Origin of the sequence: Hydrogenobacter sp. T-8 (assembly GCF_011006175.1) — a bacterium.
Lineage (GTDB): Bacteria > Aquificota > Aquificia > Aquificales > Aquificaceae > Pampinifervens > Pampinifervens florentissimum.
In genome coordinates this window covers 518,032-532,138 of the sequence record NZ_CP048795.1, presented here as the reverse complement: position 1 = coordinate 532,138, position 14,107 = coordinate 518,032, and the positions used below count along the sequence as shown (strand labels likewise).

At 43.5% G+C, this 14,107-nt stretch carries 18 protein-coding genes; 15 read left to right on the top strand and 3 right to left on the bottom strand.

The window, feature by feature from the left end; translation table 11 throughout:
- Positions 1 to 19 precede the first annotated feature (19 nt).
- The 4 genes from G3M65_RS03070 to G3M65_RS03055 all read left to right on the top strand — a co-directional run bounded on the left by G3M65_RS03070 (position 20) and on the right by G3M65_RS03055 (position 3,028).
- Entirely contained in the window at positions 20 to 1,669 is a 1,650-nt protein-coding gene (locus tag G3M65_RS03070; RefSeq protein ID WP_173833146.1) for a cytochrome c oxidase subunit I, read from the top strand.
- A gap of 75 nt (positions 1,670 to 1,744) precedes the next feature.
- Positions 1,745 to 1,927 (top strand): hypothetical protein, encoded by a 183-nt coding sequence (locus G3M65_RS03065; RefSeq protein WP_173833145.1) that lies wholly within the window; start codon positions 1,745 to 1,747, stop codon positions 1,925 to 1,927.
- Complete coding sequence (locus G3M65_RS03060; protein ID WP_173833144.1) at positions 1,924 to 2,487, top strand: hypothetical protein; 564 nt, start codon at positions 1,924 to 1,926, stop codon at positions 2,485 to 2,487. Before G3M65_RS03065 ends, G3M65_RS03060 begins: the two co-directional genes overlap by 4 nt.
- On the top strand, positions 2,477 to 3,028 hold the full coding sequence (locus tag G3M65_RS03055; protein ID WP_173833143.1) for a tetratricopeptide repeat protein: 552 nt from the start codon (positions 2,477 to 2,479) through the stop codon (positions 3,026 to 3,028). Before G3M65_RS03060 ends, G3M65_RS03055 begins: the two co-directional genes overlap by 11 nt.
- Here G3M65_RS03055 and G3M65_RS03050 read toward each other — a convergent pair.
- The 3 genes from G3M65_RS03050 to G3M65_RS10575 are packed head-to-tail and all read right to left on the bottom strand — an operon-like array spanning position 3,025 to position 4,451.
- Positions 3,025 to 3,981, bottom strand: a complete 957-nt coding sequence (locus tag G3M65_RS03050) for a gluconokinase (RefSeq protein WP_173833142.1) — start codon at positions 3,979 to 3,981, stop codon at positions 3,025 to 3,027. The two genes, G3M65_RS03055 and G3M65_RS03050, sit on opposite strands and share 4 nt — an antisense overlap.
- On the bottom strand, positions 3,978 to 4,268 hold the full coding sequence (locus tag G3M65_RS03045; protein WP_254426301.1) for an HI0074 family nucleotidyltransferase substrate-binding subunit: 291 nt from the start codon (positions 4,266 to 4,268) through the stop codon (positions 3,978 to 3,980). Before G3M65_RS03045 ends, G3M65_RS03050 begins: the two co-directional genes overlap by 4 nt.
- Positions 4,269 to 4,325: 57 nt before the next feature.
- Positions 4,326 to 4,451 carry a hypothetical protein gene (locus G3M65_RS10575; RefSeq protein ID WP_256370830.1) on the bottom strand — a complete coding sequence of 42 codons (126 nt, stop codon included), beginning with the start codon at positions 4,449 to 4,451 and terminating at the stop codon, positions 4,326 to 4,328.
- A 75-nt stretch (positions 4,452 to 4,526) separates the two neighbouring features.
- Here G3M65_RS10575 and G3M65_RS03040 point away from each other — a divergent pair, with 75 nt between their 5' ends.
- From G3M65_RS03040 to G3M65_RS02990, 11 genes are all read left to right on the top strand, one after another.
- Positions 4,527 to 6,008 carry an RNA-guided endonuclease InsQ/TnpB family protein gene (locus G3M65_RS03040; RefSeq protein WP_173833141.1) on the top strand — a complete coding sequence of 494 codons (1,482 nt, stop codon included), beginning with the start codon at positions 4,527 to 4,529 and terminating at the stop codon, positions 6,006 to 6,008.
- 95 nt (positions 6,009 to 6,103) lie between these two features.
- A complete protein-coding gene (locus G3M65_RS03035) occupies positions 6,104 to 7,075 on the top strand; it encodes a thiamine pyrophosphate-dependent enzyme (protein WP_173833140.1) in 972 nt (323 codons plus the stop codon).
- Entirely contained in the window at positions 7,062 to 8,039 is a 978-nt protein-coding gene (locus G3M65_RS03030) for an alpha-ketoacid dehydrogenase subunit beta (RefSeq protein ID WP_173833139.1), read from the top strand. The genes G3M65_RS03035 and G3M65_RS03030 overlap by 14 nt, the downstream gene beginning before the upstream one ends.
- Entirely contained in the window at positions 8,029 to 9,270 is a 1,242-nt protein-coding gene (locus G3M65_RS03025) for a dihydrolipoamide acetyltransferase family protein (protein ID WP_173833138.1), read from the top strand. The genes G3M65_RS03030 and G3M65_RS03025 overlap by 11 nt, the downstream gene beginning before the upstream one ends.
- Before the next feature lies 1 nt (position 9,271).
- The gene (locus G3M65_RS03020) at positions 9,272 to 10,504 is read left to right on the top strand and encodes an FAD-dependent oxidoreductase (RefSeq protein ID WP_173833137.1); all 1,233 of its coding nucleotides are present in this window, start codon (positions 9,272 to 9,274) and stop codon (positions 10,502 to 10,504) included.
- 66 nt (positions 10,505 to 10,570) lie between these two features.
- Positions 10,571 to 10,714: a hypothetical protein gene (locus G3M65_RS03015; protein WP_173833136.1), complete on the top strand. Its 144-nt coding sequence runs from the start codon at positions 10,571 to 10,573 to the stop codon at positions 10,712 to 10,714.
- 59 nt (positions 10,715 to 10,773) lie between these two features.
- Positions 10,774 to 11,376 (top strand): FAD/NAD(P)-binding protein, encoded by a 603-nt coding sequence (locus G3M65_RS03010; protein WP_173833135.1) that lies wholly within the window; start codon positions 10,774 to 10,776, stop codon positions 11,374 to 11,376.
- A complete protein-coding gene (locus tag G3M65_RS03005) occupies positions 11,373 to 12,224 on the top strand; it encodes a lysylphosphatidylglycerol synthase domain-containing protein (protein ID WP_173833134.1) in 852 nt (283 codons plus the stop codon). The genes G3M65_RS03010 and G3M65_RS03005 overlap by 4 nt, the downstream gene beginning before the upstream one ends.
- 18 nt (positions 12,225 to 12,242) lie before the next feature.
- Positions 12,243 to 12,800: a Fe-S-containing hydro-lyase gene (locus G3M65_RS03000; protein ID WP_173833133.1), complete on the top strand. Its 558-nt coding sequence runs from the start codon at positions 12,243 to 12,245 to the stop codon at positions 12,798 to 12,800.
- Positions 12,800 to 13,231, top strand: a complete 432-nt coding sequence (locus tag G3M65_RS02995) for a phosphatidylglycerophosphatase A family protein (RefSeq protein ID WP_173833132.1) — start codon at positions 12,800 to 12,802, stop codon at positions 13,229 to 13,231. The genes G3M65_RS03000 and G3M65_RS02995 overlap by 1 nt, the downstream gene beginning before the upstream one ends.
- 12 nt (positions 13,232 to 13,243) lie before the next feature.
- Positions 13,244 to 14,104 carry a permease gene (locus G3M65_RS02990; protein WP_173833131.1) on the top strand — a complete coding sequence of 287 codons (861 nt, stop codon included), beginning with the start codon at positions 13,244 to 13,246 and terminating at the stop codon, positions 14,102 to 14,104.
- Positions 14,105 to 14,107: the final 3 nt, after the last annotated feature.

Below are 14,107 nucleotides of genomic sequence, written 5' to 3'. Positions count from 1 at the left end.
AAACTAAAGGAGGTATGTCATGGCAGTAGCACATGTGCCACCAGCGGGAACGTGGTACGGTGCCACTCTCAAAGAGTGGGTCTTTACCACCGACCACAAAAAGATAGGTATGCTTTACTTTATTACTTCCCTTATCTTCTTCATAGTAGCGGGGCTTTTTGGTCTTATCATAAGGTTTGAGCAAAGCGCTCCGGGCATTCAGCTACCCGGTTTGTTTGGACAAGAAGGCACAGACCTGTATAACTATATCCTCACAGGTCATGGAGCTGTAATGCTTCTTTGGTGGGCTGTGAATGTCTGGATGGGCGGTTTTGCTAACTTTTTAGTCCCTCTTATGATAGGTGCAAGAGACGTTGCCTTCCCAAGGCTTAATGCCTTCAGCTACTGGTCCTTCTTTGGTGCAAGCCTTTTGGTTTTGCTTACCCTTATACCGGGCAACTGGATTAAGATGCTCTGGACTGGTTATGCACCCTACTCCATGAACGACAACGCAGGACCAACTTCTCTTTATGTCCTTATAGTTCTTCTTTATGGCATATCTTCTACAGGTGGCTCTGTTAACATGATAACCACCATAGTGAGCATGAGAGCAAAGGGTATAGGTTGGACAAAGCTCAACCTCTTTGTGCATGCCATAATGGCAGCAAGTCTTATACAGCTCTTTGGTGTGCCATCTCTCATGGGTAGTGTCATACTTCTCTTTACCGATAAGTATCTTGGCACAAACTTCTACAATCCTATGCTTGGTGGAGACCCACTACTTTACCAGCATCTTCTATGGTTCTACTCCCACCCAGTTGTTTATGTGATGATACTTCCTGCCTTTGGGGTGTTTTCTGAAGTTATTTCCACAATGTCAAGAAAGCCAATTTTTGGATACATATCCATGGCTCTCGCCATATACGCCATAGCCTTCGTAGGCTTTGAGACATGGGTTCACCACATGTTTGTTTCCGGCGTGCCAGACTGGCTAAGGGTTCTCTTCTCTTACACAACTCTTTTTGTGGGTGTTCCTACGGGTATAAAGATATTCAACTGGGTTGCTACGTTGCATAAAGCTTCCATAAGGTATAACACACCCATGCTCTTTACTTTTGGTGGTATTCTCATGTTCCTAATAGGTGGTCTCACAGGTATTCCAAACGCCATGGTCTCCATAGACCTCGGTATATCTGATTCTCTGTTTATAGTAGGGCACTTCCACTATGTGCTTGGCATGGCTCTTACCTTTGGAGCTTTCAGCGGAATATACTACTGGTATCCAAAGGTTACTGGAAGGATGTATTCAGAGGGTCTTGGAAAGCTCAGCTTCTGGCTCATGCTCATAGGTGCCAATATAATGTTCTTCTTCCAAATGTATATGGGAATGGTTCATGGAATGCCAAGGAGATATCCTGACTATCCACCTATTCCAGAATGGGTTCAGCTCATGCAAATACAGACTGTCGGTGCTCTCATAATGACAGTGGCTATACTCCTATCTCTTATTAACTGGATAAAGAGCCTTGGTGGTCCAAAGGCAGAGGAAAACCCATGGAAGTCTCCATCCCTTGAGTGGAGCATGACAACCACACCGGTAGGACCTAATAACTTTAAAAAGTATCCAGTGGAAGTTCCTGACGACTGGCACCCCTATGCTTACTACAAGGGATACCATACGCATATTTAAAGTGGTGGTGCACCTTATACTTTTGCTCCCCATCTGGGGAGCTCTTTTTATTTTTTAAATATGGAGGTATATTATATGACCCAAGAGCAAAAAAAGAAGCTGACGGGTATCATAGTTGGGCTTATAGTCCTCGGAGGTTTCCTAACTGGGCTTTTGGGGATGATCCTTTCTGAGAAAAACAGAGAATATTTTATTAACAGGCTTAAGAACATAAAAAACGTGCCCTATATAAGGCACGAGAAAGACCCAACAAAATGAGCTTTGATGCGGTCACGCTTGGGCACATACTTATAGTAGTTGCAAGGCTCTTGGAGATGTTCAGCTTTGGTGTGGTGCTTCTTTTTGTCTTTAAGGGTGTGGCTATTAAGCATGTATTCCTTACCGCAGGCGTAACTGTGGGTGGTATACTTATCTCCATATTTGGCTATTTGGGAAATTTCCTCTCTCCATTTGCTTCTTTTGCGGTTGATGTTTTTGTTTTTTCTTTGGTTATTGCCATAGCCTTCTACGCCTTTATGGAAAAGAGGGAGTTTAGGATAAAACCACCACCGCCTCCTCCAAAAGGAGTAAGGTGTCCGGTGTGTGGTGGTTTTGTAAAGTCCGAAGATGATTATGCTGTGGCAAGAGAGGGCAAAGACTTGCTCTACTTTGATTCAAAGGAGCATCTTGAGAGCTTTCTTGAAAACTTTCAGGAGTATAAAAAGCTCAGGAAATTAAACTTCAGAAGGGTTGAAGATTTTTACATTAAAGGTTCTAAGGGCTGGAAAAAGGTTGAAGATTTAGGTGATAGAAGCTATAATAAACTACATGAAGTTTAAAATAATTACTCTAACCTTCCTTTTTGCCTTTGCCTGTGCGGAAAAGACCACAGTTTTGGTGGGAGATACACCACCCCCTTCAAGACCTCCAGGTTTAATTGTCGCTTCAGACAAGGCTCTTGAAAACGGGAAAAAGCACCTGCGAAAGGGCAACTGTGGGAAGGCTATAAAGGAGTTTGAAAAGGCTCTTGAGAAAAACCCCAACAACTTTGAAGCCTTATACTGGCTTGGTGTTGCGGAGGGCATGTGTGGATACTACAGCAGGGCATACGACAGGTTTTTTCTTGCCTTAAGATATTCACCAGATAGGGGTTGGCAGGCAAGAGTAAACGCCACTATAGGCTTAACCCTTTTATATATGGGTAGGGATGATGACGCAGTAGTTTACTTTGAAAGGGCAAGGGTTATCGACCCGAGGAACGAGATAATCGTTGCCTACTACGACTGGGATACTCCTGGGAAAGGTTCAAAAAAGCCAAAAATAAAGAAAAAGCCAAAGGATAGAGAAGGCTTTGAGATAACCCTAAGATGGCTTGATTAGGGTATAGTTTCTGCGTAAGACCTGCTAAGCTTAAAAAGCCTACTGGCTAACTCCTTAGCTTCTTCCTTTTTCTCATAATGAGGGTCGTCAAGCAAAAAGCTGTTTACCTTTCCTCTCACATAAGCCCTGTAGCATTTGAAAAAGGGCAAAAAGAGGTCAAACTCTTCATCCTGCGTTATTTTCTTGTATTCTTCTTCATAGACTTGAGATAGGTCTCTTCTTCCTACAAGCTCAAGCTCCATAGAGAGAAAGCACATATCGTTTATCACATCACCGCACCTAAACCTGTCATTAAACTCAATACAGTCAAAAACACAGATACCTTCCTCTAAAAAAGCCACATGTTCAAGCCTTATATCTCCATGTCCGTCCCTGATGCGTCCCTCTTTTATGCGTTTTTCAAAGAGGTCTGAGTATTTTCTATAAAAGCCTTCTGTTTTCTCTCTGATAAACTCGTAGTCTTCCTTGTCTATGGTTATGCCTATGTATTTTTCGGTTTGCAAAAAGTTTTCGTCGGTGTTGAACTTCATTACCTCAAGCCTTCCAAACTCATCCCGCCTCTCTGCCTTTGCATGGAAGTTTGCTATGTGTCTTGCAAGTTCTTTCATGTCCTCTTGAGAAACCTTTGAAAGCATGTTTTTTAGAAGCCTTTCCTCTGGTATCCTTCTCATCTTCACCGCATACTCCACTGGGTTTGAGGGGTCTTCTATACGATATTCACCATCTACATAACTTATGGGAACCACATCCATGTATACCCACCCGCATAACCTTCTGTTTAGCTCCAGCTCCTTTTTGCAGTTTTCAAGCCTTTTCTCTAAAGTTGAATAGTCCAGAAAGCCAAAGTTTACTGGCTTTTTTATCTTGTAAACCACCTTCTCTAAAAGCAAAACCCAGCTTGTATGGGTTTGCAAAACCTCTGCATTTAGGCTCTTTGATAACTGCTCTATCATGATATCAGTCCGTAAAGCCTTTTAAAGTATTCTAACACCTTTGGTAGTTCTTCGTATATTTTATCCGCTAACTCTTCATCGTAGGTTTGGGAGGTAAGGTTTCTATAGTCGCATATCTGAAGCCAATAGGAGTCGTTATCTATTAGACCAACAGAAAAGGCAAGCCTTAGGCATCCCTTTGGAGACCTGCATTCAAGCCTTTCCACCTCTTCAAGGTATAACTTAAGGCTTTTCCACGCAAGGTCAAAGGTAAATTCAAACCTCTGTATGGCGGAATCTCTAACCACTGCGTTTTTTCCAGCTTTAGCACCTCTTCCAACCTTTCTATAGCCTTTGCGAGCTTTTCAATGAATATCCTTCTCTGGCTCATAAATGACCTCTATGTGTTTTAGGGCTTCTCTTTTGAACTCTTCTGAGGTTTTGTTAAAGTCCACAAGGTCTTGGCGAATAGTCTCTGAAAATATTGACATTTATACCTAATAATGGTAATTTGTTTCTTGAATTGTTTCACATACGAACTCACAGACAAAAGCTATAATATCCCTATGTATAGGGCTATTGAAGTCTCATGCCCTACCACAAAAAGAAAAAGAACCCTTATAGCTCATGTCCTAAAGCTATACAGAAAAACCGCACAGCTTGTGGCAAACTTCCAGTGGTTTCTTTTCTTCAAAACTGGCTCTTTCTCCAGAAAAGCCAACATAAAACACTTAAACTGCCCACTTTCAGAAAGGTTCAAGTCCACTATACAATACCATGTGGTAGTCCCTACACTGGAAAGTTTTATTGCCAATGTCCAAAAAAGGTTCAAAGAGATAGTCCTTAGCTCTACTCTTCCTGAAAAGACAAAAAGAGTTCTCCTTTATCTCAACTCCAGAGAGGAATGGCTTATTCCAAAAAGTGAGAAAGCCCTGTGGATAGATAAAGACAAAAACAAGCATGAGTATGAGATAGTCAAGGAAGAAAGACTGCTTGCTAAGAAGATATTCAAGCATATTCTCAAAAGCTGGAAAAAGCCAAGTTTTAAAGGTATCTCTATGCTTTTAGACAGCAAGTGTGCCTTGCTGGAAAGACCAAAGAAAGCAAAAGCCTTTGACCTCTGGATAAGACTGTCAACTCATGAAAAGAGAAAGCCTATATATCTGCCTGTGAAACTTCATGAGTATTTTGAGGAAAGAGGTGGAAAGCTAACAAGCATGGTTCAGATAGCGGAGGATGGCAAACTAAGGCTTGTGAAGGAGATAGAGAGAAAGGAGATAGCTTTCAGTGGAGAGGTAGCTCTTGACTTTGGCATGGAGTGTTTTCTTGTTTCAGACAGAGGAGACCTCTTTGGCAGGAAGTTTTACAGCAAGGTCAGGGAATATGCGGATAAGATAGACAGAATTCAAAGGGAGATGCAAAGGAGAGGAAAAAAGCCAACAGAGAGCAGAAGGTATTTAAGACTTCAACACAGGCTAAGTGAGTATGTGAAGAATGAGGTAAGGAGGGTAATAAACAGGGTTATAGAGTTATACAGACCACGAAGGCTTGTGCTTGAGGACTTAAGAGGATTTTTGAAGAGGGTAATTAACAATTTTCCAAAGGCTATAAAGAGGGTGCTTATAAGGTTTGGGCTTGGGGAGATAAAGAAGAAGTTAGAGGAAGTGAGAGAGGAATATGGCATAGAGGTGGTGTATGTTGCTCCTGCCTATAGTTCACAAGCATGCAGTAATTGTGGGTATGTAGACAAAGACAACAGGAAGACAAGGAGTGAGTTTGAGTGTAAGCTATGCAATAGAAAGCTCCATGCGGATGTGAATGCAAGCAGAAATCTACTTAGCCGTGCTAAGTGGAGCTTGCATTTACACCGTATGGAGCAAGCCCTCACTAAGCAAGTGGAGGTTTTCATAAAAAACTTGTTTAGTGAGCGGTTTAAGTGCCTCTGGAGTAAGGTACTGGGATTGATTGAAAGAAATCCATACTTTCAATCAGTCCCTAAACCCGAGGCGTGGATAAATGTCCACAAAAGGGATATTTGTCCATACTAAGGGATACTCAAGGTGCTTTGAAAGAACCCTAAGAAGCTCTTCCTTTAGCTCTTTAAGAAGTAAATCTTCAGAACTCATCCCTTATAATTTTAGCCATGAGCCAGACGCTGGCAGAAAAGTTTTACTACCTTATGAAGTTAGGGAGGGAATTTGAGATAAGGTGCAAGGAAGAATACTTAAAGGGAAATATATCTGGCTTTTTACACCTTGCCATAGGTGAAGAGGCGGTGCATGTGGGTGCTGTGGTAGGCTTTGGAAAGGGAGACCTCTTCTGTCCCTATAGGGAGCATGTGCTGGCTTTGGCAAGAGGCATAGACCCAAAGCTCATTATGGCGGAGCTTTTTGGAAAGGCTACGGGCGTTTCAAAGGGAAAGGGAGGTTCTATGCATCTTTATGAGCCAAAAATGGACTTTTACGGTGGCAACGCCATAGTGGCAGCACACCTTCCTCATGCGGTAGGCGCAGCCTATGCCAGAAAGCTCATGGGTGAAAAAGCTGGAGTTCTTTGCATCTTTGGTGATGGTGCAACCAACAACGGCACCTTCTTTGAAGCCATAAACATGGCGAACCTTTGGGAAGTGCCAGTGCTATTTCTGTGCGAAAACAACTACTACGCCATAGGCACGCATGTGAGCAGGTCTTCTGCACTGAAGGACATTTATCTCAAGGCAAGGGACTACATGCCAGCGGAGGTTGTGGACGGTATGGATGTCTTTGCGGTCTACGAAGCAGTAGTTAGAGCCAAGCAGTACATAGAAGAATACGGAAAGCCTTACTTTATTGAGGCACATACCTATCGTTTTGAAGGGCACTCCATGGCGGACAAGGGAGACTACAGGTCTCCGAGAGAGTTGGAGATGTTTCGCAAAAGAGACCCCATAGACCTTTTGCTTAAAAAAGCCTATAAAGAAGGTTGGCTCACAGAGGAACAGGTAAGGCTCATAGACCAAAAGGTGGAGGCAGTGGTTGAAGGAGCTGTGGAGTTTGCCCTGAGCTCTCCAGAACCCTCTGAAGAGGAGCTATACACAGACCTATACTGTGGGGTATGCTCTGATGTTATACCGTGATGCTTTAAACTTAGCCCTCGACTATGCTATGGAACATGACCCAAGGGTAGTAGTCCTTGGGGAGGATGTGGGCTTTTACGGGGGCAACTACAAGGTGACCGATGGTCTTTATGTGAAGTATGGACCAAAGAGGGTAATAGATACACCCATAGCGGAAAACTCCATAGTGGGCACTGCCATAGGTATGGCTCTTATGGGACTCAGACCAGTGGCGGAGATAATGACCGTAAACTTTGCCATGCTGGCTATGGACCAGTTTGTAAACCAGATGGCAAAGCTAAGATACATGAGCGGTGGAAAGCTCTTTCTCCCTCTTGTGGTGCGTATGCCACAGGGTGTGGCAAAACAGCTCGCCTCACAGCACTCTCAAAGCCTGGAGCACTTCTTTGCCAGCGTGCCAGGGCTTTATGTCTTTTGTGCTTCGGACTCCATAAGTGCTTATCACGGACTTTTGCATGCCATAAGGATGGATGACCCTGTGGTCTTTCTGGAGCATGTGCTCCTGTATGGTATGGACTTTCCCTTTGAGTATGTGAAAAACTTTGACCCCTTTAAGGCAAGAATTCTAAAGGAAGGAAAAGACATAACGGTAGTCTCCTATCTTAAAATGGTTCATGACACCTTGAAGGCTTGTGAGTGGTTGGAGGAAAGAGACGGGATTTCCTGCGAAGTTATAGACCTTATCTCCCTCAGACCCATAGACTTTGAGACCATATATGAGTCTGTTAGAAAAACCCACAGGCTTGTGGTAGTTTACGAAGCGCCAAAAACTCTTGGTCTTGGTGCGGAGCTGTCAGCGAGGGTGTGCGAGGAGCTATTTTACTACCTTGATGCACCACCTCTTAGGATAGCTGGAGAGGAAGTTCCCATACCTTACAACAGAAAACTTGAGCTAATGGCTATACCCACACCCGAGAAGATATATGAGCGTATACTTAGCTGGAGCAAAAGCCATGGACTATGAGGTTTTGATGCCCCAGTTTTCAGACACGATGGAAAGGGGAAAGATAGTCCGTTGGCTTAAAAAGGAAGGAGACTATGTGGAAAAGGGTGAGGTCATAGCGGAGATAGAGGCGGAGAAGGCGGTTATGGAACTACAGAGCTTCAAAAGAGGCACTATAAAAAGGATACTCCTTTCAGAAGGTCAAGAGGTGGAGGTGGGAAAGCCCATAGCCATAATGGAGTTAGGAGAAAGGATAGAAAAGCCAAAGGAGGAAGAAAAGCCAAAATTGGAAGAAAAACCAAAGGTGGAAGAGAGGAAACCCCCTCCACCACCCAAGGAGACAGAGAAGAAGATTGAACTGCCACCTGGCTTTGCCTCTCCCTATGCAAGACTTTTGGCAAAGGAAAAGGGTATAGACCTAAAGGAGCTACAACAAGAGGGTAGGCTACCCTCCCCGACCCATGCAAAGGATATAGAGGAGTTTGAAAAAGAGAGATACTTTACACCAAAGGCACTGGAGCTCTTAAGGGAATATGAGCTTTCTCTTGAGGAGCTCCTCAAAGAATTTCCTAACAAAAAGATTGACGAAGACCTGCTTCTTGCCTATGTGGAACAGAAGGGTATTCCAAGAAGAGTCCCAGTGTCCTCTGTTCAAAAAAGCCTTATATCAAACCTCTCCAAAAGTTTTGTTGTCCCTCACTATCACATATACGAAGTCTTTGACCTTTCCCTTATCCCCTGGGACAAGGAGATAACCCTTACCCACTGGCTTATAAAGATAGTGGGCGATGCCATGCAGTTTTTTGAAAGGCTAAGAGCGGTATATAGAGAAGACCACTATTTGATTTACCCAAACTCCAACGTGGGACTTGCCATAGCAGTGGGAGATGAGCTATACAATCCTGTGATAAAGGAGGTAAACAGGAAGAGCCTAAGGGAGATAGCACAGGAGGTAAGAGAGCTAAGGAAAAGGGCAGAAGAGGGCAGGCTAAGCCTTGAAGATATAAGAGGTGCAACTTTAACCATATCTAACCTTGGCATGTTTGGAATTAGGGCTTTTGATGCGGTAATACCCTACGGACAGGTTTGCATAATAGCGGTAGGCATGCAAGAAGGCGACGGCAAAACCCATATGACCTTTACCTTTGACCATAGGGTTATAAACGGCTTTCATGGAGCTTTGTTTGTAAAGCACCTAAAGGAGAAGGTTTTAGACAAAAATTACATAAAGATGTTAAAGAAGGGAGCTTGATATGTATGACTATGATGTGATAATTTTGGGAGGTGGGCTTGCCTATGTGGGTGCGGAGCTACTATGGAAAGCGGGCTTAAAGACCGCAATAGTGGAAAGGGAACAAGCTCATCTTGGTGGCGTCTGTCTTCATGAAGGGTGCATACCCACAAAGCTTTACCTTTTTGAGGCAAGAAAGCTCTTTGAGTTGAAAAACTCACCTTTGATATCTGTGAAAGACATTAGCCTAAACTTGAAAAACCTAAAGGAGAAAAAACAAAAGCTAACAAAAACACTAAGAGACCAGATAGAAAAACTACTAAAGGGTGTGGACTTTATCTACGGATACGGAGAGCTTGTAGAGCCACATGTGGTGGAGGTTGAAGGCAGAAGGATAAGTGGAAGATACATAATCCTTAACACAGGAAAGTCCTATCCTCAAGAACCCAACGGTAATGACCTTTTGGAACTGGAAGAGCTTCCAGACAGCCTAAAACTTGCAGGCGATGACCCAATACTTCTTGAGTTTGCATGCATATATGCCCTTATGGGCGTGTCCATTGAGGCTTACTTTGAGGAAAAAAGCCTTGAGTTTATGCACCCATCCATAAAGACAAGGCTTTTGAAGAGCCTAAAGGATTTGGGCGTGCTTTTTAAACCCATGCCTGACACACCACCAGAGGCTGTTTATTGGCTAAAAAAGAGAGTGCCTAACTCACAGTGTATAAGACTTGACCTTGCACGAGACGAGAAGGGGCACATATTGGTAGACAGGAGCTACGAGACCTCTCTAAGAGACCACTATGCGGTGGGGGACATAAACGGTATAGTGGAGCTTGCACACGCAAGCAGGCTTCAGTCTTTTTCGGTGGCACAAAAACTTATAAAAGGTAAGGGCTTTTTCACACCACCCTATAAGATACCCTACGTGCTATACACTCAACCTCTGTCTTACGCAAAGGTGGGTCTCACAAGAAAAGAGCTTGAGGAGAAAAAGGTAGAGTTTTCAGAAAGGAGCGTAAGCCTTAGAGCCTTTGCGGTAGGAAGTATATACCACACAGAAGAAGGTATGGCTTTTCTCTATTTTGACAAAAAGGGCTTTCTCCTTGGAGGTGAACTCCTATCAAGAGACGCAGGCGAGATAATATCTCTTCTAACAACAAGCCTCTTTTCAGAGCTAAACCTTGACATGCTCTCAAGGCTCTGCTTGCCACATCCTACACTGGCGGAAAGCCTCTTTTTAAGGCTTTTATGATTCAAAACATAACCCTTCTATCATAGATGCGTAGAATAAAAGCATCAAGCCAAAGGAGGTGCTATCATGTGTTGTTTTAGCAAAGAAGAGCTTGAGAAGATGAAGGCAATAGCACAGGAGAGGAAGAAAATAAAGGAAGCCCTTAAAAATGTAAAGCCTTCTGACTTTGAGAAAAAGGAAGAAAAGACAGAGGTGTTGGTAAGCAAATAAGCGAAATCTCCAGGTTATGTAGAGGAGGCGTGGACGTTTTTGTTGTATAATAATGTTTTGTGAGGTACGATGTGGCTATTGTAGGTGGTGGAGCAAGTGGTCTTTCTTGTGCTTTGACCTTAGTATCCGCAAGGGGTAGAGGTTGGCAATGGGCAGAAGGCAGAAGGTATATAGTTTTTGACATAGATGGCTCTGATCTGAGAAAAGCCTTTCTCAGAAACGTGCCGGGCTTGGATACTATGCTTGGCACAGAGCTTTTGCAAAAGATAAGGGAGCAGATAGATCAGTGGGGTGGTGTGGACTTTTTGCAGGAAGAGGTAAAGAGCATACAGAAAAAGGAAGAGGGATTTGAACTTCGGACTACCTCTGGTAAGAGCTTTACCGCAGACTATGTGGTTTTGGCAGGTGGCTTTCATTCTTTTAACATAGAAGGTCTGCAGGTAGAGGTGGTGGAAAACCCTAAATCCCCAAAGCCCGGTAGGGTTATGATAAAGCACAAGGACTTTGAAGTAGACAAAAACCTCTTTGTAACTGGAACTCTTGCTGGGCTTTCCTCTCACTTTACCTCTTGTGCTGGCTCTGGCGTTGAAGTTGCCATAGAGATACTCTCAAGGTTTGCAGGCAAAAGGATAGTTATACACGACGTGCCAGAAAAGGATTGAAAAAACTCCTTCCCTTTACCCTTACCCTTCTTTTCCTTGCTTTCCTTTTTTACTTTGTCCCCTTTGGTGATTTTCTTTCGAGCCTAAAGAGCATTGAGCTTAAAAACCTGCTTTTTGCCTTTTTTCTATACAGCCTTAGCCAGTTGGTAAGGTCTATAAGATGGAAACTGCTTTTGAGAAACCTAAGCCTATATCAGGTTTTTCTCATAAACTCCGCTAACATACTCTTTAACAACCTTCTACCCGCAAGGACTGGAGAACTTAGTTGGTTTTATTATGCAAAAAGGCTTGGAGTTAACTTGAGTGCTTCCCTTTGGTCTTTCTTTATGGGGCGATTATATGACCTTCTTACCCTCTTTTTTCTGCTTTTTCTTAGCTTTTCTGTGGTTAATCTTTATGCACTTTTGGTTTCTGTGCTTGTTTTGATTTTCTCTTTGAGTTTAAGGTTAGGGTATGTGCTCCTGCCTTATAGAGGCAGGTTAGGTGAGTTAAAGGATTTTATCAAAAGGGAGCTCAGCTTTAGCTTGTCCTTTTTACTTTTTCTACTTTCCTCTCTGTCTCATAGCCTCAAGTTCTTAGCCTTGATTGTTTTACTGCCTATAGATAGCATGGACATATACAAGGGCTTCCTTGCCTTTCTTGGTGGTGAGCTTAGCTCTGTGCTTCCCCTTCATAGCTTTATGGGTTTTGGCACTTACGAGTTTGCCTTTGGAATTCCTCTTAAACTCTTGGGTGAGAGCCTAAGGGAGTGGCTCAAAATGGGCTTTGTCTTTCATAGCTTTTTGCTTTTGTCTTCCTTCCTTTGGGGTGTGCCTTCCGCACTTGTTTTAAGCAGATACAGAGCCTAAAGCTGTTATAATTTCTTTATGGAAAAGAGAATTCAAACACCACTAACTGACGAAGTCATCCAAGACCTAAGAGCAGGAGACAAAGTTCTCATTACAGGCTACATATATACCGCAAGGGACGCAGCGCACAAAAGGATGGTGGAAGCCCTTCAAAGAGGAGAGCCTTTACCCATAGATGTAAAGGGGCAGGTCATATACTATGTGGGTCCCACACCACCAAAGCCTGGGCAAGTTATAGGCTCTGCTGGTCCTACTACCTCTATAAGGATGGATAAGTATGTGGAAGACCTTCTAAAGCTGGGTCTAAAGGGTATGATAGGCAAGGGGTATAGGTCTCCTCAGGTAAGGGAGCTTTTGAAAAAGTATAAGGCGGTATACTTTGCAGCGGTGGGTGGTGTGGCGGTCTTGCTCTCTAAGTGTATAAAGTCCTCAGAGGTGGTCGCTTACGAAGATCTTGGCACAGAAGCCATAAGAAGACTATACGTGGAAGACTTTCCTGTAATAGTTGCCAACGATATATACGGAGGGGATGTGTTTGAAGAAGGAAGAAGAAGGTTTGCGAGGATAGACCTATAATGTGGCAGGAGTTAATCGCCACGGGCTTTTACATTGGAAGGTTTAGGTATGCACCGGGCACTGTAGGAACTCTTCTTGGTGTCCCTCTTGTTTATCTGCTTGTTTACAAGTGGTGGCTTACCTTACTGTTTGGGCTTTTGCTGTATGCGGTTGCGGTCTGGTCTGCCAACTACATGGTAGAGCTAACAAGAGATAAAGACCCAGAGGAGGTGGTGATAGACGAGGTATTAGGCTACTTTTTCTCCTTCCTCCTTATTGAACCTACCCTAAAGACCATAGCGGTTGCCTTTATAACCTTTAGGATGTTGGACATAGTAAAGCCTTTTCCTATAAAACTCTTTGAAAGACTGCCAAAGGGTCATGGTGTAGTGGCGGACGATGTGGTCGCAGGTATTATGAACGCAGTCATACTGTATTTCCTTTTTGGCTAAGATATTTTCATTATGAGGCTTTTGGAGAAGTTTTTCCTTTCTCTGTATGACTACACTCTGGATATACTTCCTTTCTTTTTAATTGCGGTCCTTATTACCTCTCTCCTGCAAGGCTTTACAAAACTCAGCTGGCTTAGGGTCTTCCTAAAGAATAAGAGAATTGCACCCATATACACGGGGTTTCTGGGTGGGCTTTTGCCTCTTTGCTCTTGCTCCATGCTTCCTGTGGCAAACCTCATAAGTAGCATGTCAAGGAGCTATGCACCCGTCCTCTCCTTTCTCATCGTGGCTCCGGTGGTATCTCCAGTAACATTAATACTTACCTATGGATATTTCGGTCTTCCCATGACTGCCCTTAGACTGTTTGGCACCTTAGGCTTTGCCTTGCTTTTTGCCTATACAGCGGACCTCTTTTTCAAAAAGCCCAGTAGTCTACCTCTTTCCTTTGGGGGTGCAAGCCAAAGCGGATGGAGGTCCTTTGGCACACACTTCAAGGACAACCTCCTTGGAATAGGTAAATACCTTCTTCTTGGTATAGTCATAGCCTCTCTCATAAAGACCCTCATACCACCGGAGCTCATAAGACCCATAGCAGGAAGTTTTCTCTCCTATCTTTTGGTCTCCTTTACATCTATACCCATATACGTGTGTTCTGGTGAAGAAGTTCCCATAGCCAAGGCTCTAAGAGATATAGGCTTTAGCTCGGGAGCGTCCCTTACCTTCATGCTTGGTGGCACGGGCACATGCATGCCTACAATAATTGCAACTCTTAAGTTTCTGCCAAAGGGTTTAGTGGTTGCCTATGTGATTTTTTGGGTCATCTTTTCTATAACTATGGGTGTTGTTTACGATATATTTCTATGGAAATTTTAGTAT

What these genes read in the sequence shown, in the direction of transcription:
- G3M65_RS03070 (WP_173833146.1), top strand. Translation starts at nt 20, where the DNA reads ATGGCAGTAGCACATGTGCCACCAGCGGGAACGTGGTACGGTGCCACT.
- G3M65_RS03065 (WP_173833145.1), top strand. Translation starts at nt 1,745, where the DNA reads ATGACCCAAGAGCAAAAAAAGAAGCTGACGGGTATCATAGTTGGGCTT.
- G3M65_RS03060 (WP_173833144.1), top strand. Translation starts at nt 1,924, where the DNA reads ATGAGCTTTGATGCGGTCACGCTTGGGCACATACTTATAGTAGTTGCA.
- G3M65_RS03055 (WP_173833143.1), top strand. Translation starts at nt 2,477, where the DNA reads ATGAAGTTTAAAATAATTACTCTAACCTTCCTTTTTGCCTTTGCCTGT.
- G3M65_RS03050 (WP_173833142.1), bottom strand. Translation starts at nt 3,981, where the DNA reads ATGATAGAGCAGTTATCAAAGAGCCTAAATGCAGAGGTTTTGCAAACC.
- G3M65_RS10575 (WP_256370830.1), bottom strand. Translation starts at nt 4,451, where the DNA reads ATGTCAATATTTTCAGAGACTATTCGCCAAGACCTTGTGGACTTTAAC.
- G3M65_RS03040 (WP_173833141.1), top strand. Translation starts at nt 4,527, where the DNA reads ATGTATAGGGCTATTGAAGTCTCATGCCCTACCACAAAAAGAAAAAGA.
- G3M65_RS03035 (WP_173833140.1), top strand. Translation starts at nt 6,104, where the DNA reads ATGAGCCAGACGCTGGCAGAAAAGTTTTACTACCTTATGAAGTTAGGG.
- G3M65_RS03030 (WP_173833139.1), top strand. Translation starts at nt 7,062, where the DNA reads ATGTTATACCGTGATGCTTTAAACTTAGCCCTCGACTATGCTATGGAA.
- G3M65_RS03025 (WP_173833138.1), top strand. Translation starts at nt 8,029, where the DNA reads ATGGACTATGAGGTTTTGATGCCCCAGTTTTCAGACACGATGGAAAGG.
- G3M65_RS03020 (WP_173833137.1), top strand. Translation starts at nt 9,272, where the DNA reads ATGTATGACTATGATGTGATAATTTTGGGAGGTGGGCTTGCCTATGTG.
- G3M65_RS03015 (WP_173833136.1), top strand. Translation starts at nt 10,571, where the DNA reads ATGTGTTGTTTTAGCAAAGAAGAGCTTGAGAAGATGAAGGCAATAGCA.
- G3M65_RS03000 (WP_173833133.1), top strand. Translation starts at nt 12,243, where the DNA reads ATGGAAAAGAGAATTCAAACACCACTAACTGACGAAGTCATCCAAGAC.
- G3M65_RS02995 (WP_173833132.1), top strand. Translation starts at nt 12,800, where the DNA reads ATGTGGCAGGAGTTAATCGCCACGGGCTTTTACATTGGAAGGTTTAGG.
- G3M65_RS02990 (WP_173833131.1), top strand. Translation starts at nt 13,244, where the DNA reads ATGAGGCTTTTGGAGAAGTTTTTCCTTTCTCTGTATGACTACACTCTG.